Annotated in this window: 23 protein-coding genes; all 23 read left to right on the forward strand. The window is 52.7% G+C overall.

Annotated features, from left to right (window positions below; all coding sequences use genetic code 11):
- Positions 1 to 67 precede the first annotated feature (67 nt).
- The 23 genes from POTG_RS21140 (at position 68) to POTG_RS21250 (ending at position 21989) form a co-directional block, all read left to right on the forward strand.
- Entirely contained in the window at positions 68 to 769 is a 702-nt protein-coding gene (locus POTG_RS21140) for a hypothetical protein (RefSeq protein ID WP_009226884.1), read from the forward strand.
- A 301-nt stretch (positions 770 to 1070) separates the two neighbouring features.
- A complete protein-coding gene (locus tag POTG_RS21145; RefSeq protein ID WP_009226885.1) occupies positions 1071 to 3368 on the forward strand; it encodes a type IV secretory system conjugative DNA transfer family protein in 2298 nt (765 codons plus the stop codon).
- Between the two features lie 164 nt (positions 3369 to 3532).
- Complete coding sequence (locus POTG_RS21150; protein WP_009226886.1) at positions 3533 to 4408, forward strand: replication-relaxation family protein; 876 nt, start codon at positions 3533 to 3535, stop codon at positions 4406 to 4408.
- Positions 4409 to 5230: a conjugal transfer protein gene (locus tag POTG_RS21155; protein ID WP_009226887.1), complete on the forward strand. Its 822-nt coding sequence runs from the start codon at positions 4409 to 4411 to the stop codon at positions 5228 to 5230. It begins immediately after the preceding gene.
- 76 nt (positions 5231 to 5306) lie between these two features.
- Positions 5307 to 5564, forward strand: coding sequence for a hypothetical protein (locus tag POTG_RS21160; RefSeq protein ID WP_036646570.1), 258 nt, complete (start codon positions 5307 to 5309; stop codon positions 5562 to 5564).
- Positions 5565 to 5568: 4 nt separating this feature from the next.
- Positions 5569 to 6273: a TcpE family conjugal transfer membrane protein gene (locus POTG_RS21165; protein ID WP_009226889.1), complete on the forward strand. Its 705-nt coding sequence runs from the start codon at positions 5569 to 5571 to the stop codon at positions 6271 to 6273.
- Positions 6274 to 6281: 8 nt separating this feature from the next.
- Positions 6282 to 6515, forward strand: a complete 234-nt coding sequence (locus tag POTG_RS21170) for a hypothetical protein (RefSeq protein WP_036646572.1) — start codon at positions 6282 to 6284, stop codon at positions 6513 to 6515.
- 33 nt (positions 6516 to 6548) lie between these two features.
- Positions 6549 to 9041, forward strand: coding sequence for an ATP-binding protein (locus POTG_RS21175; RefSeq protein ID WP_009226891.1), 2493 nt, complete (start codon positions 6549 to 6551; stop codon positions 9039 to 9041).
- Entirely contained in the window at positions 9038 to 10555 is a 1518-nt protein-coding gene (locus POTG_RS21180) for a hypothetical protein (RefSeq protein ID WP_009226892.1), read from the forward strand. The genes POTG_RS21175 and POTG_RS21180 overlap by 4 nt, the downstream gene beginning before the upstream one ends.
- 18 nt (positions 10556 to 10573) lie before the next feature.
- Complete coding sequence (locus POTG_RS21185; protein WP_009226893.1) at positions 10574 to 10789, forward strand: hypothetical protein; 216 nt, start codon at positions 10574 to 10576, stop codon at positions 10787 to 10789.
- A 15-nt stretch (positions 10790 to 10804) separates the two neighbouring features.
- Positions 10805 to 10984 (forward strand): hypothetical protein, encoded by a 180-nt coding sequence (locus POTG_RS21190; RefSeq protein WP_009226894.1) that lies wholly within the window; start codon positions 10805 to 10807, stop codon positions 10982 to 10984.
- 27 nt (positions 10985 to 11011) lie between these two features.
- The gene (locus POTG_RS21195) at positions 11012 to 11968 is read left to right on the forward strand and encodes a M23 family metallopeptidase (RefSeq protein ID WP_157273546.1); all 957 of its coding nucleotides are present in this window, start codon (positions 11012 to 11014) and stop codon (positions 11966 to 11968) included.
- Between the two features lie 21 nt (positions 11969 to 11989).
- Positions 11990 to 12226: a hypothetical protein gene (locus POTG_RS21200; RefSeq protein ID WP_009226896.1), complete on the forward strand. Its 237-nt coding sequence runs from the start codon at positions 11990 to 11992 to the stop codon at positions 12224 to 12226.
- Positions 12227 to 12274: 48 nt separating this feature from the next.
- On the forward strand, positions 12275 to 13063 hold the full coding sequence (locus tag POTG_RS21205; protein WP_009226897.1) for a DNA adenine methylase: 789 nt from the start codon (positions 12275 to 12277) through the stop codon (positions 13061 to 13063).
- On the forward strand, positions 13060 to 13374 hold the full coding sequence (locus tag POTG_RS21210; protein ID WP_009226898.1) for a hypothetical protein: 315 nt from the start codon (positions 13060 to 13062) through the stop codon (positions 13372 to 13374). The genes POTG_RS21205 and POTG_RS21210 overlap by 4 nt, the downstream gene beginning before the upstream one ends.
- Before the next feature lie 4 nt (positions 13375 to 13378).
- Positions 13379 to 13570 carry a hypothetical protein gene (locus POTG_RS21215; protein WP_009226899.1) on the forward strand — a complete coding sequence of 64 codons (192 nt, stop codon included), beginning with the start codon at positions 13379 to 13381 and terminating at the stop codon, positions 13568 to 13570.
- Positions 13571 to 13595: 25 nt separating this feature from the next.
- Entirely contained in the window at positions 13596 to 15089 is a 1494-nt protein-coding gene (locus POTG_RS21220) for an AAA family ATPase (protein WP_036646586.1), read from the forward strand.
- Positions 15086 to 15316: a hypothetical protein gene (locus POTG_RS21225; RefSeq protein ID WP_009226901.1), complete on the forward strand. Its 231-nt coding sequence runs from the start codon at positions 15086 to 15088 to the stop codon at positions 15314 to 15316. The genes POTG_RS21220 and POTG_RS21225 overlap by 4 nt, the downstream gene beginning before the upstream one ends.
- A 39-nt stretch (positions 15317 to 15355) precedes the next feature.
- Complete coding sequence (locus POTG_RS21230) at positions 15356 to 16489, forward strand: SAF domain-containing protein (protein WP_009226902.1); 1134 nt, start codon at positions 15356 to 15358, stop codon at positions 16487 to 16489.
- Between the two features lie 11 nt (positions 16490 to 16500).
- Positions 16501 to 17232 carry a hypothetical protein gene (locus POTG_RS21235; protein ID WP_009226903.1) on the forward strand — a complete coding sequence of 244 codons (732 nt, stop codon included), beginning with the start codon at positions 16501 to 16503 and terminating at the stop codon, positions 17230 to 17232.
- A complete protein-coding gene (locus POTG_RS21240; protein WP_036646587.1) occupies positions 17222 to 18052 on the forward strand; it encodes a hypothetical protein in 831 nt (276 codons plus the stop codon). Before POTG_RS21235 ends, POTG_RS21240 begins: the two co-directional genes overlap by 11 nt.
- Before the next feature lie 3 nt (positions 18053 to 18055).
- A complete protein-coding gene (locus tag POTG_RS21245) occupies positions 18056 to 19927 on the forward strand; it encodes an ATPase, T2SS/T4P/T4SS family (RefSeq protein ID WP_009226905.1) in 1872 nt (623 codons plus the stop codon).
- A complete protein-coding gene (locus tag POTG_RS21250) occupies positions 19917 to 21989 on the forward strand; it encodes a hypothetical protein (RefSeq protein WP_009226906.1) in 2073 nt (690 codons plus the stop codon). The genes POTG_RS21245 and POTG_RS21250 overlap by 11 nt, the downstream gene beginning before the upstream one ends.
- Positions 21990 to 22056 lie beyond the last annotated feature (67 nt).

Raw genomic sequence — 22056 nt, forward strand, 5'->3', positions numbered from 1 at the left:
ACTTGGGTGAATTAACTACTAAGTAGTTAGTTCACCTATTTCCATTTTTAAAGAAAATGGTGAGGATATGAAAAAGATAAGTTTTAACGAAATGAAAGAAAACCACACTTCCTTTTTTTCTCCAAACCAGCTCGTTGTTCGTAAACTACCTGTTATTTCAACGACTGATGAAGAGCAAATAAGAGAAATCCTGATCAACATGATTAATATTCAAGGGATTCTGGCTAGGCATTATTTTTATCAAAGAGAACTAGGAAGCTCCAGTATAGAAGATTACTCCTTCTTTATCACTAATAAAGTGGATGATGAAGCTTTAATGTTTAGCATGATTTTTGATTCTGTTACTGTAACAAAGACCAGGTACGGGGAACCATGCGGTCTTCAAGTTAATGACGCCAAAGATATAGCTTATAAAGTTTTTGAAAGAATGATTAAAGAAAAACAGGTTAACAATGAAATTGGCCACTTTATTCTAGGTAGAAAATTTCAGAATGATTATCGCCAGCTAGGGTGTTTTGAAATAGAAGGTGACGGAAGGGAGGTTATTGAAAACGAGTTTTTTACTTATTTGATCAAGAGTTCATCTTTGTCCACGGCTGTATATCCTGCATATCTCGATGTTAGTGGTTTGAAAATGGAAGAAATAGAAAAAGACCAGCTAATAATTCAGTTAGCAAATCAAGTTAGTAAACTCTATTTAATGGTTTATGATTATGAAAATACGGAAGGGGTTCCTTTCTTTCGAAAAGAATTAAGATGGTTTATTTGAGTCGGATAAGTAAGTCAATATCATAATTCGACTTGAGTAGAGGACTAAAGCTACCAAAAATCAAAGGGTCAATTGAAGGTCACAAAATGATCAGGAAAAGGGACAAGACAAGGTCACGTAATCCTGTTAATCTGATAGTGTCAAAAAGGTGTGGACAGGCTCCCGGGCATCCCGGACGGCCTGTCTTTTTCATTTTCAGGGCCGATCGGGATTACCGGTCGTTCCTGAAGGGAAAGGAGTGGTGGATCCATCCAATATCTCGACAATTGAGGAGCGGAAGATCGAGGGGAGGGGAGCAGCGATGCTCTCTTTTTTATTTCCAAGCTGGTGCGAGCCCGGTCAAGGTCAGCACAAGCGAACGCTATGGTTCGAAATTCAATCCTCCCTTGATGCCACACCTATGGACTTTGCCAAGGCAACGCGGTTTGCCCGGCATATCAGCGGACTCGGGTATGCCCGGTTCCAGCGTCTTCGGCATGGACAACTCTATTTTCGTTTCCTGATCCAGTGTGCAGGACCTGCTGGACGGGTACGGATCTACGTTTCTGTCCCCGACATTCGCTGGATGGGATTTCGTACCGGGTTCCACACACAGGTGTCCGGAATGTATTTGCTTCCGGTCAAGACACCCGTGTTTACCGCTGGTTCGGGCAAAAACGTGATCGTTGCCGAAGGCCGTCCGGCGTATAAGGGCGCTCTTTCCGTTGCAAGTATCCATCCGGTCGGCAAAGATCCGCTAAACGAAATGATCGCCGCGATGGGTGCAGGCGAACTGGCGGAAGGCGAGGAGGTGTGGCTGGAGCTGGCCTTTGCGCCAGCGGGCAAGCGGCTCCTTCAGCGCCGTGTCCGCAGAGCCGAGAACTGGCTGCGTTCCCCGGCCAATGAGCCGGTGTCCCTGCAGTCCATTTGGCGGGAGATGAACACGAACCAAAAGGCCAAATCACGGCCACGGGAATTGACCGCCTACCAGCAAAACGTGATGCGGACGCTGCAAAGCAAACATGATGAAGATGAAGTCGGGCTGTGGACCGGATTTCGCGTGCTGATTCGTTCCTCTTCGGCGAAAGCGCGACTGCAAACGATGAACGATATGCTGCAATCGATGCGAAGCGGTAATGGCATCGTCCTCCGTCCGGTAAAAGGCAGAAAGCAGGTATTAGCACCGGGAACGCCATCCAAGCAGTTATTGCTCGCTTCGGAGGAACTGGGCTACTGGCTGCGCATTCCTGCCTTTGGCGATCCGGTCGCCGCGCATATGGAGAAGATGCATGCAAAAATTGTACCGGCTCCGACTGGACTCGACCACGGCCTCTACATCGGGAAAAGCAACGTGCCGGGCCAGGAACGGGACCTTCGTATGCCGCTGGGTCAAATGCTCAAGCATACGTTTCTCGCCGGCACAACCGGTTCCGGGAAAACGTCTACGCTGCTCTCGATCATGACCCGTATGGTTGAAGATCTGGAGAGGAAGCCGGACCAAGCACCCGGTTTTACATTTCTCGACCCGCACGGCGGGGCGATTGAAACGCTGCTGAGTTATATCCCGAAAAAGTTGTATCCGAAGTTGCACCTGATTCCTCTCGGGGCTACCGAACGGCCGCGCGGCTTCAACTTGTTTCAAGACGCGCATGCGGATGTACGGGAGTCGTTGACCGGGGAGTTTGTGACCACCTTGCAGCAATTGTTCCCGGGTTCGCGCCCGCGGGCGGAGCATTATTTACGGAATGCCGTGTTGAGTTTGTTGTCGGTGCCGCCGCAAACGGTACTGGGCATTATGGATATTTTCTATAACGAGAACTACCGGAGAAAATTGCTGCCGAAACTCGACGTGCATCTGCGCCATTTTTGGTTGGACGAGTTCGCGCAAATCAAAAATCTGGGGGATCATCTCGGTCCCATCATGAACAAGCTTGGTGCCTTAACGACGTACCCGACCGCACGGCGGATGCTGGGGCAAGAGCGCAGCAGCATCGACACCCGGCGGGCGATGGACGAGGGCCATATCGTGCTGATCGACGGCAGTGGCTGCGTCCCGGATTTACTGAAGATTCTGGCCAGCCTGTTTTTCATCGACTATCATTTCACCTGCCGCAAGCGGCCACAGCACAAGTCCAAAGCACATTTTTTCTTTGCTGACGAAGTCCATTTGTTTGCAACGGACATTTTAACGAAAATACTGGCCGAAGACCGCAAGTTCGGCTTGTCGGTCTTTCTGGCCACCCAGTATTTGACCCAATTGTCCGATCGCATTCTGGAGGCGATTCTCGGCAATGTCGGAACGCTAATGTTGCTGCAACTCGGCGGGCCGGACGCGGACAAATTGTCGCGTTGGCTGAAACCCCAGGTGACAAATACCGATTTGATGAACCTGGCCGAGCTGCACGCCATTGTGCGCACGAAAGGACACGAAGGGCGTCTTGAGCTGTTTACGGTGAAAAACGAGATCGTGCCTATGAAGCACGAAGCCTGGATTCGGGAAGCGTGGGCGCATTCGGACAAACAGGATGGCCGATCGATTGAGACGGTCGAGCGGGAAATGAATATCGGAGAAGGACCGCAGTCCCCGCTAAACGGTTGGCGGCGCGACGATCCGGAGTAAGGCTCATGCCTAATAAAGTCAGAGATCAAGACTGAGATCAAGTCTGAGATAAAGATGGAGATAACCGGTCAGATGGAAACATCGCTGCAAGGCCGCAACCGGCGCATGAGCCGGCGGTTGCGCTGATCCGGACTTGCTCTCATCTGCGCGGAAAGGAGAGAGACATGTACGAAGCGGCAAAAAAGGAGTTGCTTGCGCTCATCTACCGATACGGACCAATGACCGCCAAACAGGCGGCGATCGTTCTGAATTACCGGTTGCCTACGCTTTACGCGATGGCCAGTCAATTGAACCGGCAAGGGTTAATTCGCAGCATTCCGCTTCCCTTCCTTCGGCTCAATCATGTAGGATACGGCCTGACCGCCCAAGGGGCAAAAACCGCCGCCCTGCTTGCCGGCGAAGAAGACGGTTTCCGTTCTAAAGCATGGGAGAAGTTGCCGATGCAACTGGAGCATGTGTACGGAACCAACGCATTTTTTGTTTCGCTCATTGAGCACAGTTTGCACCATAAAGGCGAAGGTATAACGGAGTGGCAGTCAACCCGGGAAGCCGCAGAACAATACGCCCATTTCAAAGAGTCCGGTAAAAAAACGATGCTGCTTCGTCCGGACGGATTATGCACGTATGTGCTACCTGGGCGGGGGAGGCTTGTGCTGCATGTGGAGTACGATACCGGCAGCGAAAACCAATGGAAACTGCAGGACAAGTTGTGGTTGTACGGACGGGTGTTGTCCGCCGCGTGGCGGTCGGTTGCGGCTGTGCATGTCCTGTTCGTGACCAAGATCGAGTCGCGTCCGAAGCGTTTGTTGCGTCTTTGGGCTGCGCTCGGCGAAGGGCCGCTGATTGGTCGTCCGTTGCCGAACGTCTGGGCAATCAGCGAGAGCGAATGGAAGCGAAAAGGCGTAGAGGAAGCACTTTGGTGGGGAGTGGGGGAGTCGCGCATCCGGTTGAAAGAGATGCCGCTGCTGCCGCCCGCAGAGGCAGATTTGCCGCTTCTCGGCAAACAGCCGCGTGAGCCGTCCCCGATCGCAGGGAGGTGAATGGACTTGGAATTTCGTTGGCTGCCGAAGCTGCTCCTGTGGAGCATGCTAATGTTTTCCTGTTTGGGGGCGGTTTCTACGCTGTTTCGCACGGATACCGATCCAGTCCCCGCCTTGCTCACACGAACGGCCGAGCAGCAGATGGCGATCCAAACGGCGCTCGGGTTTGCCCGGGAATGGATGTTCTGGGACGGCGGGGAATTGCCGGAAGAGCGAGTGCAGCGGCTGCAGCCCTATGTCAATCCGGATGCGCTTGCCCGTGTCGCTGCCTTACAGGCCGAATCAAACACTCGAAGTCAACAGGTGATGGCATCGGAGTTTTTGACCATCGCCGCTAGCGGCGGATCGTCCTATCGGGTCCGGGTTCGCGTTATTGTTGCCAATCCGGAGCGGATGATGTGGGAGGTTGAAGTGCCGGTTTGGGTTCAAGCAACAAAAGGGGCGGCGGTTACCGATCCGCCAATCATTCGATCATTACAGGAACCACCAATCGTCCCGAAGATTCCGCAAGCAGCAGCGGCATCCGCTGCGGTGGAAGAGCGGATGCGTTCGGCCATGGAAAGTTTCCTGAAAGCGATATGCGAAAGCAAGGATGCTGGCAGCCTGCTCAATTATGTAACGGCAGACACCAAAATGGTTCCGCTAAATGGCCGGTTGCGTTTTGTAACGTTAGATCGTTTGGAAGCGACAGGAGAAGGACCTTACGACGTAACGGTTTCATTTACCATCGAGGATGCATCGACCGGCTTTCGTTTGGCGCAGGTGTGGCGGATGAAGGTAACGGAAGAAAATCAAAAGTTTTTTGTGGCGGCTATGCAGTAATAACTTACCCAAAATCCGAGCCATCAAAATGATCGCGTGGACCACGATTCATTGGTTAGACCTGGAGGTGAGGGATATGGATGGAGATTTTGTCCAAACCGGTTTGCTTGTGCTGAAACGATTGCTGCAGGCGATTTTCTTGACGATCGCTATTTACCGGGGCGTCAAGATGTATGCCAACGGGGAAACGAATCGGCTTTGGTCGCACATTATGCTTTCAATCATTCTCGGTATTTTTGTTTTTGCACCCGGTATTGCCAAATATTTAGCTTTTTATGTGCTCAAAACGCTGGGCATTTCGGTGGACGGGCTGACGGATACGACGGGGGGCTGACACGATGAACGAGCAGGAGAAAGCGGAATCGTATCGTGCCTTATATCGGGTTCGTCCGCTTATCTACCATATTGGGGATATAAGGTTATGGATGCCGATCCGGCAGGATGGCGTCGTCATGTGGCTTGTCTATCTTTTCGTCTTTTTCATTTTTTGTTACATCTTGCCTGTACTTACGGTGCTTCCGTTCGATCGGGCGATCACGATGACGGTCGGCCCGGTCGCTGCGGCTTATTATACGGTCAAGCTGGATCCGGCGGGCAAAACGGTGCCCCACTATTTGCGGGACATTGTTCATTTTCTGGTTCGGCCCAAATGGGTGGTCCGTTGGCAGGCGGTCCGTCAACCTGGCGGTACCCATCGGGTTCGGTTTATCGGGCACTGCCGTCCTTATGAACGGCTGCCGCTTCAACAAGGAGGCGAGGAGTGGTGCGGCCGTAAGGGACAATTGGTTGGAACGGTGGAAGGTTTTCGCGTTCTCTTCCTTCCCGCACTTGTACGCATGCGCTGGATGGTAAGATCAGGCCGATTGTCGATCATGCCGCTCAAACGGCAGCCGAAACAGGCCATTGTACCGCCTACCTGGCTCGAAGGACATCGTGTGTTGTACGGGAGCGCGGCCACCCCGCTCCAATTGGAGCGGGAGTTCAAAGAGAATGGCAAAGAACATTGGAAGGCTCAAGTCAGAGCCGACAATCATGCGAGGTGAAACCGGATATGGGGAATTGGCGTCATCATGTGTCGATCGGCATCGACGATATTCTGGAGGATGATAAGGCGAGTGTGGAGCAAAAGGGGCGTATGATTGCGGATCGGCTCAGCCGTGAAGCCTGTTTCCGTTCGTTCCCGTATGTAGCGAATTTTCGCACGGCGCAGACAGCGGACGAACTGGATCAATGGCTCGAGCGCATGTACGATTTTGCCGACCGTCACCGCATCTGGATCCGGTAAGTGCCCTCCTTTTATGACAGGAGGTGAAGTAAGTTGAAATGCCCCGTGTTGTACTGGGAGCAAAACCTGCTGTTCGATTCGCTTCTGAAACCGTGGGCGGTGTATCGCATACCGCTGAAGCCGTATGCCTACCAGTCCGCGGAGAAAAAGCGCGGCACGGTCAGCCAGATGCAGCAGTTTTTGCATAGCTATCATGGCTATGGACAGTTGTTGTCGGTAACCCGGATGATGGATGCCGAACACTGGCGACGGCGGCGAATAGGGCAGGGCGCGGAGCACGAACGATATGTGAAGGCGGTCATGCAACGGTTTGACGCACGTCGACCGTGGCAGCGATCGCTTTATTTGATTGTGCAGCTTTCCGACGTGCAAAAACAGTTTCCCGAAGTTGATTTGTCCGGGTTTCGAAAAACGGGCCAAACGTTAAAGGAACTGGCCGCCGCTTTTCTGAGCCAAATTCAGGAGCAGTTCTGGTACCGTCAGCGCGGCGAACTGGAGGAAGAGCGCCTGCATATGGCCAAATCCGCCGAGAGCCTGCAGTTTAATCACGTTTACCATCATTTAAACGGAGAACGATGTGGTCCGCAAGAGATTGAATGGTTGCTTCGCCAGGGCTTTTTCCGGGGACTTTCCCGGGAGCCGGAACTAATCTTGACGCCGGAAGCGATGCGCGAAGTGCGGGTAAGAGGCGACAGAGTGCTGCTCCGCCCGAAAAAATCACTGCCGATTTTGCTGGCTTCCGATTTGGTGAGCGAAGAGAAGATGAAAACGCTGGTTGTCCATCATGACGATCAGGACGAAGAAAGCTTAAGAAGTTATCAAGCGTTCTTTTCGGTTGTCGATGTGCCGGAAGAGATTTTGGCAATTGGCGACGAGTGGCTGTATGCGCTCGAGGACCTGCCGTTTCCCGCCGAAGTCAGCCTACACTTTCAGGTGCAAACGCCGCACGAGGCGGCCGGCGGTCTGCAGCGCAACCGGAAGGTGCTGAAAGACCAGCGCCGGGAATATGCCGAAGCGTCCGAAGAGACGCCGATCACGTTGGAATGGGCAGGCAAACGCGGACGTGTGTTGGAGAATAAATTGCAAAAAGGGATGCCGCTCGTCTGGTCTTCCGCATGGCTTAATGTGTCGGGAGGCTCTCGTAAGGAACTGGAGGAGCGCGCAGCGCAGTTGCTGCAGCTGTACGCGACCAAGCAAATTCGCATCGTTCGTTCTCCGGCGGATCAGGCGCGGGCGTTTCAACTTTTTTTGCCGGGAGCGGCGATGGACAAGCAAAACCGCATCCCGATGGACCCGAAGTTTTTGGCGGCGGGTATGCTGCACGGATCCCGGGAAATCGGCGATCCGGACGGGGACTATATCGGACGGACATTGCACAGTATCCCGGTGCTGCTCGACCTGAAGCGTCCGATGTCCAAGGAATTGAACCGTTCCGGGGCAATCGTCATCGTCGGTACGCTCGGCTCGGGAAAGTCGGTGTTGAAGAAGACGTTGTTTTATCACGGGTACAATCAAGGCGGCATCGTCTTTTCTATCGATCCTAAGGATGAGGATAGCTGTTTTGCGCTCATCCCGGATATTCAAAAAAACATGGTGCGGCTCAACTTTTCGGCGGAATCGACAACAAAATTCAATCCGTTCCGAATGTCGAAAAGCGAAGAACGTGCGCACAGCATCGTATTGGATTTCCTCAGCCTGCTGTTGGAGGGCACTCGGAACGACGAGCGGGCCGACGCCATTATGGAGGCCGTGGAGCGTACGTTCGAGCAAGACAAGAGGGACTTACATGTCTTCATACGGGAAATGGAGCGGATTGCGAACGATTCGCCGGTTGATGCGATCCGGGTGGAAGCGCGGCGCTGTGTGAACCGGCTGTTGTCCTATTCGCGAAGTCCGTTCGGCAAATTTATTTTCGCCCATGACGGGGAAGAAAACGCGAATATGAGCGGCGCGCGGTTTATCGTCATCACGCTTGCCGGGTTACCTTTGCCGAAGAAACGAACCGAACGGCTGCAGCAGGCGTTGACGCCGAACGAACGGTTCGGCATTGGTATTATGTATTTGGTTGCGGCACTAGGGCGTGAATATATGTTTCACCGTCCAAGCGATCAACTTAAAATCTTCGGCATTGATGAGAGCTGGATTCTCCGCGCCTTTCCGGAAGGCGCCCTGCTTATCGATGAAATCATCCGGATGGGTCGTTCCTTTCAGGTCGTGCCCTTACTTGCGACTCAAAACCCCGGCGATGTGGCGGACGAGGAGACGAGAAATAATCTCGGCTCCATTTTTTGTTTCCGGACGGAAGATCCGCGTGCGATTGCGGACAATTTGACGCTGCTCGGTTTGGATCGGGGGGACGAGGACATGATCCAGGCATTCCGGGAGCTTAAAGCCGGTGATTGCTATATGAAGGATATCACAGGTCGAATCGGACGGGTGCATATTGAGCCGACACCGGATGATTTGCTCACCATTTTTAATACAACGCCGAAAGCCGGCGATATGGAAGGGAGGGAGAACTGTTGAGACGACGATGCTGCTTTGGGCTATTGACGGTGCTGCTCATTGCTGGACTGATTGTGTTTCAGAGCTCCATTCCTGCCTATGCCGATGCACCTGAGGATATGTTCGATCAGTTGTTGCCCGGCGAACGCGAAATGGGCATCGAACCGGGAGATCGAACATTAGATTACCGCCAGTATCCGGTCGACAGCTATATCTGGGACTTAGGTTACGATTTGATTGAGTGGTCCGGATGGAAAATGAAGCTGAATGACCCTTTTTCGTTGCTGCTCAACTGGATAGCGAACGGACTGTTTATGCTCAATGCGTTCATTACGCGATTGTGTATTTTTCTTATGCAACTGGGGTTTCATACGGATTTGGTCAATGAACAATTGTCGCTGATTTTGCCAGTGATGGACGGCATGCGCACCGGACTGTTCAGCAAGTTTTTACCGTGGGCGCTTGTCCTGCTGGCTGCATGGATGGTGAAAGTGGGCTACTGGAACAACCAGACGACAAGATTGACGTCCGGCGTAATCGGCTCGATTGTCGTGCTGGTCGGCAGTTACTGGTTTTTCACCAACGCGGGACAAAGCATTCGCGCGGTATCACAAACGCTGGACCAACTGACGCAGGTGACGATGGGGGCGCTTGCCGCACCGTATCAGCGTGTGACCGGGGAGGAGCTGAAGGCGGGACTTGCCGGCGCCGCGGACCAGCAACTGTTGGCCACATCCAACCGGCTTTGGCAGCTGTTTGTTGATCGTCCCTGGTTGATCGGTCAATTCAATCGTCAAGACTCGGACGACGTTCGCATGACTGCCGAGGAAGTCGAAGCCGTTCAGGACCTGGCGGAAGAAGAAGAGGTAACGATCGATGCACAGGTCGGGGATGAATGGGCGCACTTGATGCGTCAGTATGCACCTGGTATGGATCAACGGAACATTTTGCGGAAAGTCATGGGCGACGAAAACGTGGATCATGGCGACCATGCGGATACGGCGCTCTTGTTTATGGGCGGTTCGGCGGCCATCCGGTGTTTGGTTGCGATACTTGCCCTTGTCGCTACGCTGACCCTGCTGCTTTTTGTCGGAACCGTATCTTTCATTCTGGTCTTGGCACAGGAAATGGCGCTGGCCATTCTCATCCTCGCACCGGTGGTGTTGCTCCTCGGCTTGTTTCCGGAGCGCGGCTTTGCTTTTGTCCGCCGTTGGGTAGGTTGGCTGATCGGGACGCTTGGCACGAAAGTGATTTACGGCTTCTATATGGGGTTCACGCTGCTTGTCGCCGATGTGGTGGCGCGCGGCTCCGGCATTTTGATCCTGCAGCAAATCTTTGTGGCGCTACTCTTTTTCTGCGCCTTCCTGTTCCGCAAAAAGATATTAAAACAAATGCTTAGTATCTTCCAGGCCCCAACACCGCATGAGATGTATGACGTTTCAAAACGCGAGATTGTTTACCATGTTGGAGAAGTGAAGCAATCGTGGCAAAAAACCAAGGATCGCGCCAAAAAAATCATAAAAAAATTGAAATAAAGGAAAGGGGAGCGGACGATGGAACGACTGGCCGATTGGTTGAAGCGGGAGCTGAAGCTGGATACGGTTCGTTTTGTGGAACGGCAAACGCATGGGCATTTGCTCAGAGGAAACGTACAAGGGCGGGACATTGATCTATTGGTCATATCCTCAGGCCATGTATGGGTGAAGCATCCGGCTGCTCGCTCTTGGAGCACGACGGGGATTTACGTACCCGAGCGGGTTGGATTTTGAAAGGAGGAAGACCGTATGTGTACGGATTTTGACCCGGTGAAGATGGAACGGCTCACCCGCCGAGATGCGATGATTCGCTTTGTCGTGGAGGATTTGGAGAAGCGAGGGCATAGCCGAAAAAAGGCCTTGGAGCTTGCATTTAATGGCTATGTGCTCGACGATTCGGCCATGATCCGAGAGTACGAGAAAGATTAATCTAACTATGTGCCAAAGGTGAAACGGATGGAAACGGGGAGCTTACTTAGAAAGCGAGTCATCTGGTGGATCGTCGGCAGCTTGGGCGTGACCGGCGTCGCGGCCCTATTGCTTGGTTTCATTCTTGTTTTTGCTTTGCTCGGGTCGCTGGTCACGACATCGGATGCCTCGAAAATGGCGGGCATTGAGGTACCGGACACTCCCGAATTCGATATTCCTTTATTCCTGCTGCCAATTTACATCCAGGCCGAACAAGAGCACGCCTCCTGGGCGCGGCTTGCGGCCATTCATCAGGTGACAACCGATTTTGGGGTGAAGAAAGCCAAACGAAGCGACACGATCGGAGCCTTAGGATTTCCGCGTTCATTGTGGGAGGGTTATCGCGTGGATGGGGACAGCGACGGGAAGATCGATCCGGATAATCCCTACGATGCGATTTTTTCATTGGCAAATTATTTGCAATTGACCGCCCAGAACCCGGATGAAGCGCTCGCTGTTTGGTTCGGAAGCAGCGAAGAGGTGGCGTTGGTGTATCGGAAAGAAGAGGAATATGCGGCCATGCTGTCCAGATCGGGAACGTGGCTATGGCCGGTGGCAGGGTACACGACGATTTCCAGTCCATTTGGTTATCGGGTCGATCCGGTTACGGGAGAGCAGGGAGCATTTCATGCAGGAGTCGATATTCCCGCGCCACGGGGTACACCGGTGTTAGCCGTGCAAAGCGGAACGGTGACGCAAGTCATCCGCGGCAGCACCGGATACGGCAACGCGATTCTGTTGCAACATGCAAACGGTTTGGTCAGTTTGTATGGGCATTTGACGGACATTGGCGTACGTCAACGGCAACAGGTGCTGCAAGGCGAAGTGATTGGATGGGTGGGCAGTACGGGAAAATCAACCGGTCCTCACCTACATTTGGAAATTCGGGTGAACGGGCAAAAAGTGGATCCACTACCTTACTTCCGGCAATTGGATGAGCCATGAATAAAGAAAGAAGGGGATGACGTGCGAAACATTGAGATCTATGTGATTGAAATGCGTGGTGTGATTCAGATCATCGGTTTGCTGCCGGGCGTCAATTTGTTTGATCTTGGATGCCGGAAAGAGCGGCAACAGGCGGTCCGGCACGCGCTGGATCTGGCACAGTTGCTCGAGGTTCCGGATTATCGGCTGCATATTTTTGGTCAAACGGCAACCACGTTGCTGGCAACAGGCATGGAGGCGTTGCTTTCCTCTGGTTAAAGCCGGGAAGGATCGATGTTTGGTGAATATTGAAGGGAGCGTGAAGCTGTGCTGAAAAGTCCCATCAGGTGGCAAGGCGGCAAATACAGGCTGCGTGAAGAGATTATCCGGCGCTTTCCACCGCATGTCGTTTATGCGGAAGTATTCGGGGGCGGGGGCTGGGTGCTCTTTGGCAAGGAACGATCCAAAGTGGAAGTTTATTCCGATATCAACGCGGAACTGGTCAATTTTTTTCGGGTGATTCAAGAAGATTGGGAAGGGCTTGCCCAACGGTTTGAGTGGGCACTCTATGCCCGTGATGAATTTGAACGTATCATGAAACGACGGGATCAGGAACGCGACCCGGTTACCCGAGCGTATGATTTTTACTACCGTGTCTACTCGCATTTTGGCGGGAAGTACAACGACGCCGACGATTGGGGGTACACACGAAGCAAGCCGGCATACGATATGTCCAACGTCAAACAAAAATTTAAAGTTGCTCATGAACGGCTGATTGGTGTTTATATCGAAAACCGATCTTTTGAAGAGGTACTCGCCCGGTACGATTCGGCGGATACCTTTTTTTATTGCGATCCCCCTTACTTGGGACTCTCCGGCTATCTGTACAAATTCGACGAATCCGATCACCGGAAGCTACGTGAGCTCTTGGGCGGCATTAAGGGCAAATTTTTGCTGAGTATTAACGACCATCCGACCATTCGGGAGTGGTACGCCCCTTTTGTAATTGAGGGCGTTGAAACCCGCTATTCCATTGCGAAGCAAACGAAAGGACGGCAGCCGGTGAAGGAACTGTTCATTATGAACTATACGCCTAATTTGCAAACGGAGGGATGAACTTGAGAGTTGATGTCCGCGTTTTTAATCGATACCGTAAGCAACCTTTTCTTCCTCATTACGAGATGAATGCGGAAAGACCGCACGAGACTTACGTTTCCGCACCCGTTTTTGTGATTACCGAACAACGACTGGAGAATATCATTGCCCTGGAATCGGATGAACTGATCCGGCAGCATTGCCGTGAGCCTATTCTTATCTTTACAGATCGTAAACGGGTACTTGCCGTTGACCCTCAGGGGTACGATTACGCCCGCTATGTTTGTGTCATCGACTATCGTACCGTGGAATCAATTCTTAAACGGATATAATCCTATGGACAAGATTCAAATTGCAGATCAAGGAAGTACCTTTGCCGTCTTGTTTGTTCAAGACGGGAATCCGCATGAGATGGACAGGCGCAACACATTTGCGGATGCGGAAGAATTTGCGTTCTATTTGGCTGCACGTCTGAAAGTGGACGTCTATTATCGAGACAAAAGACTGGAGCCGCGGAGGAAACGGTGATCGATATGGCAAGGAGGTGCTGGAGTTGCGGGTCGCACTATTTCGTCTGAGTCAACGACAGATGTGGGTGGAGCGGCTTCGCCGGTCGGGCTACGAAGTCAAGTTTGTTCATGATCCCGAACGGATCACGTCGGAAATGAGCGTTGTCGTGGTAGATGCCATGGTGGGGAAATGGAAGGACTACGTACGGCTTGTTCAGGGAAGAGAAGTGCCCGTTGTGTTGCTGGTAGAAGACTACGGGGAGTGGAAAAAGCAACAAACCGAATCGTTGGGGATTGCCGGAACGGTGACAGCGGAAGAAGAAACGAACGGGCTGTTTTCCCGATTTATACCGGCGGGTGATGCCACGGCTGCCCTTTCGAGCTTGGAAAGAACGCTTGTTTTTCAGACGGAAGCCCCTTTCCTATCACATACGGAAATGGAGACGGCTGAATCGCAATCTGTATCCATTGATGTTCCGCTCTCGCAGCGAAAAGCGCGGCAACGGTTCGAAGTGGAACCATCTCCAACGAAAACTTTATCCACCAGGGTTGTTCCCGCCCCTGCTTTTCAGGAGATGCCGGAGAATGGCAGTTTTCCGTATGAGCTGCCACAGACGGACAACCAAACAAAACCAGCGGATAAATCAATGGGAAAGAAGATCGGGCTTGAAACGGAGGACACTGGAAACGAACCGGAACCGGACCTAACCCCAAACGAACCTGACCTGACGCCGCACATGTCCTGGACACCTCCGGACCTGCCATCGGTTGTTGCCGTTTATGCTGCGAAAGGCGGCGTGGGAAAAACGACGCTTTTGCTCCATTTGGCCGCTCGATTATCGAAGGAAGGGCTTCGAGCTTGTATTCTCGACTTGGATCCGAACGGCACGGTCGCCACTATCATGCGCATACAGCCGAATAAAACGATCGTCGACCTTGTACGCCGGATCGACGATCCGAAAGCCAGACGGGCCTGTCTTCTTCAAACGAAGGCGGGCTTTTCCATTGTCGCAGCGCCGCTCATGCCAGGGCAATTCCTACTGCAACCGGAAGAGCTGCGGGCCATCCTCCACTTTTTGAAGGAAGTAACGAATGTTGTGCTGCTTGACCTGCCTGTTTCGTTGGACAGGCTGACCCGACTGGCCTTGGAGCAGGCAGACCAGTTGATGTTGATCACGACGGACGAGCCGGCCAGCCTGTTCAATTTGGATCGGGTGAAGCCGTTACTAACCGGCCTTCGCCCGACACCGGAGTTGTATCTGGTATGGAACCGACTGAAGGAGCCTGCTCCCAAACTAGATTGGAAAGAACGGCTGCCGTGGCCGATAGTACTGGAGTTGCCGGAAGATCCAACCGTTTACCGGTCCGTGCGAAGCGGGGAGTGGACCTTATCTTCCCCGAGCAGCCCTTATCATGTACAGGTGGGCCGGCTTGTGGATCGGTGGATGGGACGGGAAACGGCGTCGCTTCGTGAAAAACGAGGATGGTTACCTCGGTTGGCGTCACATCTCAAATCAGGAAGGCGAAGAGACGAATGAAGGTCCGAGAAACACAGGTCATTTACCCGGTCAATGGTCGAGGCGGTCTGTATATCCTCATTGAAGGTACGCAAGAGGAGGTATATAAAGGTTCGGCGGATAGAATGGCCATAGAGACGGCGAACCGGAATGGGTGGAAGGGAGCTGGAGAAGCCAGTATCGGCATCCCTACACGGGTCGGCGTTCAGTTGTATACGCGTGCATACTGGTTTCACGAAAAGCAATAGGCGGTTTCACCACGTTGAATGGAGAGGAGAAGGTAGGCGATGTCTTTACTATACCGTTACCGGAAACCGATCGTCATCATTGCGATCGGTTTTAGTTTTGTTTTGCTCCTAGTTTCCACCATATTTGTTCTCCAGCATCAAGCGCAGCAGAAACGGCTGCAACAACAGATGCGGGCTCATTACGAACAACAAATCGAGCAATTGAAAACGAACGAACAACAAGGCAAAACGCGAATCCTGGTGGCTGCAAGGCCGATCCCTGCGGGAAAAACGCTTGGAAATGGGGATATTCAGGCGGTGGAGGTTGTCCATGCCTTGGTGCCTTCGGACAGCTTCAAGGATCCGCAGATGGTGGTCGGAAAGATCGCCAAAATCGATCTGCAGTCGAATACGCCGCTTATCGCTTCCATGCTGTATGAAGAGGGGGCGATCCCAAGGGATTTGCGGATGCAAGAGTTTAATGTCATCCAACTGCCGACCCATTTACAGAAGGATCAGGTGGTCGATGTCCGGATCAACTTTCCGACCGGCGAGGACTATATCGTGCTGTCCAAAAAGAAGGTTCGAGACCTTTCGGGGATGATCGTTCGGCTGGAAATGAACGAGCCGGAAATCTTGATGGCTTCCAGCGCCATCATCGATGCGTATTTGCAAGGGGCCAAGCTGTACGCGCTCCCTTATATCGAACCGGGTCTGCAGGAAGCGGCAATCGCCAATTACCCCGCCAACCCGAAGGTGCTTGATCTGATGGACAGGGACCCGAACGTACTGGAAAAGGCCAAGACCGAACTCGCTCGCCAGTTGCGTAGTAGGCTGGATAACAATTTGAAGGCAATGAGCGATGCGGACAAACTGCGGGTGGTCAGCGGCAGCGTCACCGTTCAGCAGCAGTTGCAAAACGATCGGATCGTTACTCAACAAGGCAATGCGATGGAGCAATCGACGGAGCAACAAACTGCTGCGTCGGAACAAACGGAGCAGGACGGTCTACCATCATCAGACGATAAGCCCGCGTCTACTTCTGAGCCGACAGCGACAGAACCGGCTTCCCATCCGCAGCAGGGTACATCCGAGTCCGGTGCGATCCCGCTCCCGAAGTCGCCCGCTTCCAACGAACAGCCGACCAACTCGGACAAGCTGGACGATGTCTTCAACCAGCCGCCGGTATCCTGAAGGAGGTTGTCATGAAAAAAATCGTTTTTCTCGGTGCGCCGGATAAAAGCCATTTGCTGCTCGTGCTGGGTAAACTGCTGGTTGCCGCTGGGCAAAAGGTGCTTATCGTCGATTCAACGATCGCACAATCGATACTTGGGTTTATGCCATCTCCGGATGAACGGCAGGCTTCTTTCGTTACCGAATTTGAAGGTATGGATATCGCGGCAGGGTTCCTTACGTTCGGCCAATTGGACCATTTTCTGAAACAAACGGAAACGGAAGGGGGATGGGCGAATTACGATGTGTTCCTGCTCGATACGGATCATACCGAATTTGTGAAAGGAAAAGATCTGCCATCCTTTGACCAAAGGGTCTGGTGCAGTAATTTGGAGAAGCTGGCGATGTTGAAAAATGCGGAGTTGATGCGTCGGCTTTGTCTTACCGAATCCACCATTCGGCCGCTGCCGTTTTTTAAGTTGGTAAATCCGTTCGTACAGTCGACAATAGCGGAGTCGTACATCGATTCGCATGTGACAACGGAAGCTGTGGAGTGGCAGGAGCCGGTATTTCGCATCCCGTACGATGAGCGGGATGTTTCGGTCCGCATCGATCACCAGCATCATAGCCGCATTGAACTAAGAAAGCTGTCGCCAGCATACCGACATACGGTCTTTTCTATGGCTAAGCATATATTCGGCCTGGATGAGCGAACGATCAAAGCCGCGTGGAAACGAGCGAGGAGGGTTTTTCGTGGGTCATAACATCGTCTTCTGGAGCCCGGTACCGGGTCAAACGGGCAATACGACGAATCTGATCGCCGTCGCGGCGCTGCTCGGACTTGAATATTCCTCCCGAATCGTGTTATTCGGCCATCTGCAAAGCCGCCGTGCGGCAGTCGAGCAAGCGCTTATCAAGCGGAGATCCGAAGATATGCTTGCCTTTACAGCGGACTCCGGCATCGATGCCTTGGCACGGCTTGCACAAAACGGCAAACTCTCGCCGGAAATGATTCGCGATTACACGTTGCCACTCCTCCAAGAACGGCTTGATTTACTGCCCGGTTCGAATAAGGCGGACAAAGCATTGATCATGGGCATGAAGGATATGCTTGCCCCCCTACTCGATTCGGCCAAGCGCTATTACGACTTGACTTTGATTGACGGTGGCAGCGGTGTCGGGTCCGGTTGGACGCAGTTGCTTCTTCAAAACGCCGATCTTGTCATCGTAAGTTTGAACCAAAACCGTTTTGTATTGGAACGGTTCTTTCGGCATCGTGAGGATTGGCTCAAAGGGAAAAAGCTGTTGTTTGTTTTGGGGCAGTACGACCGTGATTCCGCGCTAACCGCCAAAAATATGGTACGGAAATATCGGGTGAAGATGCCGATTTATCCGGTCCCGCATCAGGCAGGGTTCATGGACGCAGCGCAGGAAGGCCGGGCGATCGATTTTCTGTTTAGAAACCGTAATGTACCGCGTGATCATGCCCATCATGCATTCATGCAGTGCGTACGGGCGTTAGCCCAGGCGATCATCGAACAAGCCGAGTTAAACAAACCGTTTTTCGGCGGCAAGGGGGTGTGAACGATGATCGTTTGGATCAACGGCATCATGATCGTCCTGTTGCTTGGGCTGACCACTGCGCTGATCTATTTTCGCATGAGCGGGCAGAAAGCGGAAAAGCCGCCGCAGGAACGAGCCTTTACGATTGAGGCGATGACCGCATTTGTAATGCAGACGTTACACGATTTGACGAGCGGTAACTTACATGACCTCGGACTATCCGAGGAGGAGTTTCGCCGCCGGAAAAGCAAGCGGGCTGAACTGAAAAAAGCGCTGCGCGGCTGTACATCCGGAGACATCCGGGACAAAGCGTACGTCAAACAATATTTGGCGGATTTACTGGTTCAGCAGTATGGGGTTAATGAAACGAACATCGACCGGGTAATCGCGTTCGACGACCCGTATGAACTTTCACCTCAGGACCAGTTCGAAATTTTGCTGTACCTGTACAAAAAACGATACCGGTATGATGCGCTCGGGGAGTTGATTCGCAAGTACGAGCTGGACCGGCCCAAACTCGGTATTGAAGATGGCCGGACCGAATCGTATCGGATTACCGCCGATGAAATCCACGAGATTTACAAAAAAGAAGCGCGGCGGCTGCACTTCGACGACAAACTTAGCATTGTCGTGCAACGCATTTATCAAATGTACAAGGGCTTCAGTGTCGTGGACGAGATCCGGGATATGAAGATCGACGGCGTGTCGGGAGGCGTATCCGGTTTGCCGCCCTCCGTATGGGAAGGGGAATGGGAGTTCCAGGCCGACTCCTTATTGCGGGAAGTGCCGAAATCTCACGATAGTGTTTGGGTTTTTTACAAAGGGAAATCCATTCACTTCAGCTTCCTCTCCTTTGGTTCGGAGCAAGAACTGAAGCGTGTCTGCCAAAATATTTACAAGTACAACTATCCCGGCCAATTGTCGGAGAGCAACGGCTATAAAGTAAACGAGATGGCTGACGGCTCCCGCGTCGTCGTGTTGCGTCCCCGGTTCAGCGAATCGTGGGCGTTTTTTGTGCGCAAATTCGATGTGCAAAGCGCCACGCTGGAACAGCTCATCCGGGATCAAAATGCTGAGCTGCCGATCCGGCTCATTCAGTATCTCGTTAAAGGAGCCCGAATTACCGCAATTACCGGTGCGCAGGGCAGCGGGAAAACGACGCTCTTGATGGCAATGGTCCGATACATTCCCGCTACGTACACGATCCGGGTCCAGGAGATGAACTTCGAATTGAACCTGCGGAAAATCTATAAGGACCGCAACATCCTGAGCTTCCGGGAAACCGAGACGATTTCCGGCCAGGAAGGGCTGGATATTCAGAAAAAGACGGATGGTACGGTCAACATTCTCGGCGAGGTGGCTACGGATCCGGTTGCGGCATGGATGATTCAGATGGCGCAGGTGGCCTCGCTGTTTACGCTGTTCACCCATCACGCCAAGACGCTCCGCGATCTGGTGTTTTCTTTACGGAACTCGCTGCTGAAAACCGGTGTATTCCAGAACGAAAAAATTGCCGAACAGCAAGTGATCAGTGTACTTAACTTCGATATCCACTGGAAGCGCGATATGAACGGCCACCGTTACATTGAGCGTATTACCGAATGCGTACCGCTCGATCAGGAGAAGGCGTACCCCGTCCATTTTCGGCAAGGTGAGAAGTTAGATGACAAGATGGCTGCATTTATGGAAACGGCTGTTGAGTTTTTTCAGCGTTCCACCGACCGGAAGCTGTACGAGGAGCGAAATGTGATTGAATTTCAAAACGGAGCCTATGTGGCGATTCACCCTATATCCGCTCAAAACGTAAACGAGATGCGGGAACAGATGCCGGATGCGGATCGCATAGCCTTTGAGGCTTTTCTAATGGAGAACTGGGGGGAACGGTATGGAATTTAACCAGTTGCTTTCCCTTGTCTTTGGCGGGGCGGTCGTGCTGCTTCTAGCCGCGATCCTGCTGTTCCAGTGGTTGTCTCGCAAAAATACGGGCGCGGGTTCGATCCGCGAATATGAGGAACTGCGGCTCCCCGGCAAACCGACGAGTCGACAAGCGGTTTACAGTATCTTGCAACGCATCTATTTGGCTTGCGAACGGGTTCCGCTGCTTCGTGCTTACCTGAACACGATCCGCAAGCGGCTGATGGTGCTAGAGCGGTACGATGAATGGAAGCTGCGGCTGGAGACGATCAAGATTGCGCTTGCGGCATGGGGGCTGTTGGCGTTCACTCTGATTCCGCTGATCGGCTTTGTTCGTGATCCGGTGACTTTGATCATGATGGTCACAGGCATTTGGGCCATACATGGCATGCTTGCGGATCTGTTCGTGCATCGTGCGGAAAACCGGCTGCTTCACCAGCTTCGCCACTTTATGGCCGATGTGCGGCATCATTACCATCGGCATGAAATGGTGGAGGAAGCGGTCTACGATGCGACGGAAACTGCGCCCTATGAGATGGCGTTGCACGGGCAGGAAGTCTATGAGGTGCTGACCTCCCACGAACCGGACGAGAGGCTGGAACGTTACGAGGAAGTGGCGCCGAATCGCTTTCTGAAAGGGTTGGCCGGGATTTCGCATTTGATTAAGGAATACGGGGACAAGAAACTGCAGACCGGTTCGCTCTACTTGAAGGCGCTTGGCAAACTGACGACCGAACTGAACCTGGAAATTTTGCGGCGGGAGAAGCTTAGCTATTTGCTGCAAGGGCTGACGGCGATTGCGCTTTTTCCGATGTTGTTCACAAAGCCGATTGAAAGCTGGGCCAGCCACTATTTTCCGATGATGGACGAATTTTATGCCGGTAAGCTTGGGTGGATCACGAAAGTGGCTCTTCTACTGGTCATTCTGGTTTCCTATGTGTTGCTTCGCAACATGCGGGAGTTGGAGGGCGAAACCAAACCGCGGCGACGCAAGCCTTGGGAGCAAAAAGCGTACGAACTTCAGTGGGTTCGCCGGCTGATTGACCGAATCGTTCCACATCCGGAAACGCGGGAAGCCACGCGCTGCAAGAGGCTGCTAGCCGAAACAAACTCGCCGCTCCGCTTGGAATGGTTTTGGGTGCAGCGCGCGACAGCCGGCATACTCGCGTTTCTGCTGACACTCGGGCTTTTTGTCACGTTGCATGCAGTCACCAAACACCAACTGTTATATGCACCGGTCAAACCGGATATGATGTTTGGCCGCTTGTCCCCCCGGGAAGAAGCGGAAAGCCGGGAGAAGTCGGTGCTGGATCGCCGGATCATGACGGAAGTGAAGGGGGTGAAAACCGGACTTCCGGAAGCTGTGCGTGCCGCTTTGCGCAGCGACCCGCAGTTACAGCGGGAAGAAGCGGAGCTGTTTGCTGCCGCGCAGCGCATTCTGTCCAAAATGGAAGCTATGAACCACGAATACTTGAAATGGTGGGAGGTGATGCTGGCGTTGTTTGGGGGCTGGGTCGGCTACTCCGCTCCGGTCGGCGTTCTACAGTTTCGCCGGCGAATGCGGCAGATGGAAATGAAACATGAAGTGGACCAGCTCCAGTCGGTGATCGCCATGCTGTCCGAAATGGACCGAATGTCGGTAGAGCACATGCTCGAATGGATGGAGCGCTTTGCCCACATCTTCAAGACACCGATTCAGCATTGCCTGCTTCATTATGAACATGGCGCGGAACAAGCGTTGGAGAATCTGAAAGCGGAAGCCCCGTTTTTGCCGTTTGTTCGCATGGTGGAAAAACTGCAAATGGCGGTCGAACGGATTCCGATCCGGGACGCGTTCGATGACCTGGAATCTGAGCAAACCTACTTGCAGGAACAGCGTAAGCAAGATTACGAAGGGCTCTTGGATGCAAAAGCCGGGTGGGGGAAAATGATCGGCTTCGCACCGATGATGGTCCTTATCTTCGGTTATCTTGTTTTTCCGCTCGTCTATGTCAGTCTGTCGCAGATGACCGTCTATTACGAGCAGATTCAGAAAATTCAATAACAGCCTCTAAGGCGGTTTCCGGCTCTTGCATACCGCGAGGGCTTTTTTTCGTTCTCATCAATTTAAT

Origin of the sequence: Paenibacillus sp. oral taxon 786 str. D14 (genome assembly GCF_000159955.1) — a bacterium.
Classification (GTDB): domain Bacteria; phylum Bacillota; class Bacilli; order Paenibacillales; family Paenibacillaceae; genus Fontibacillus; species Fontibacillus phoenicis.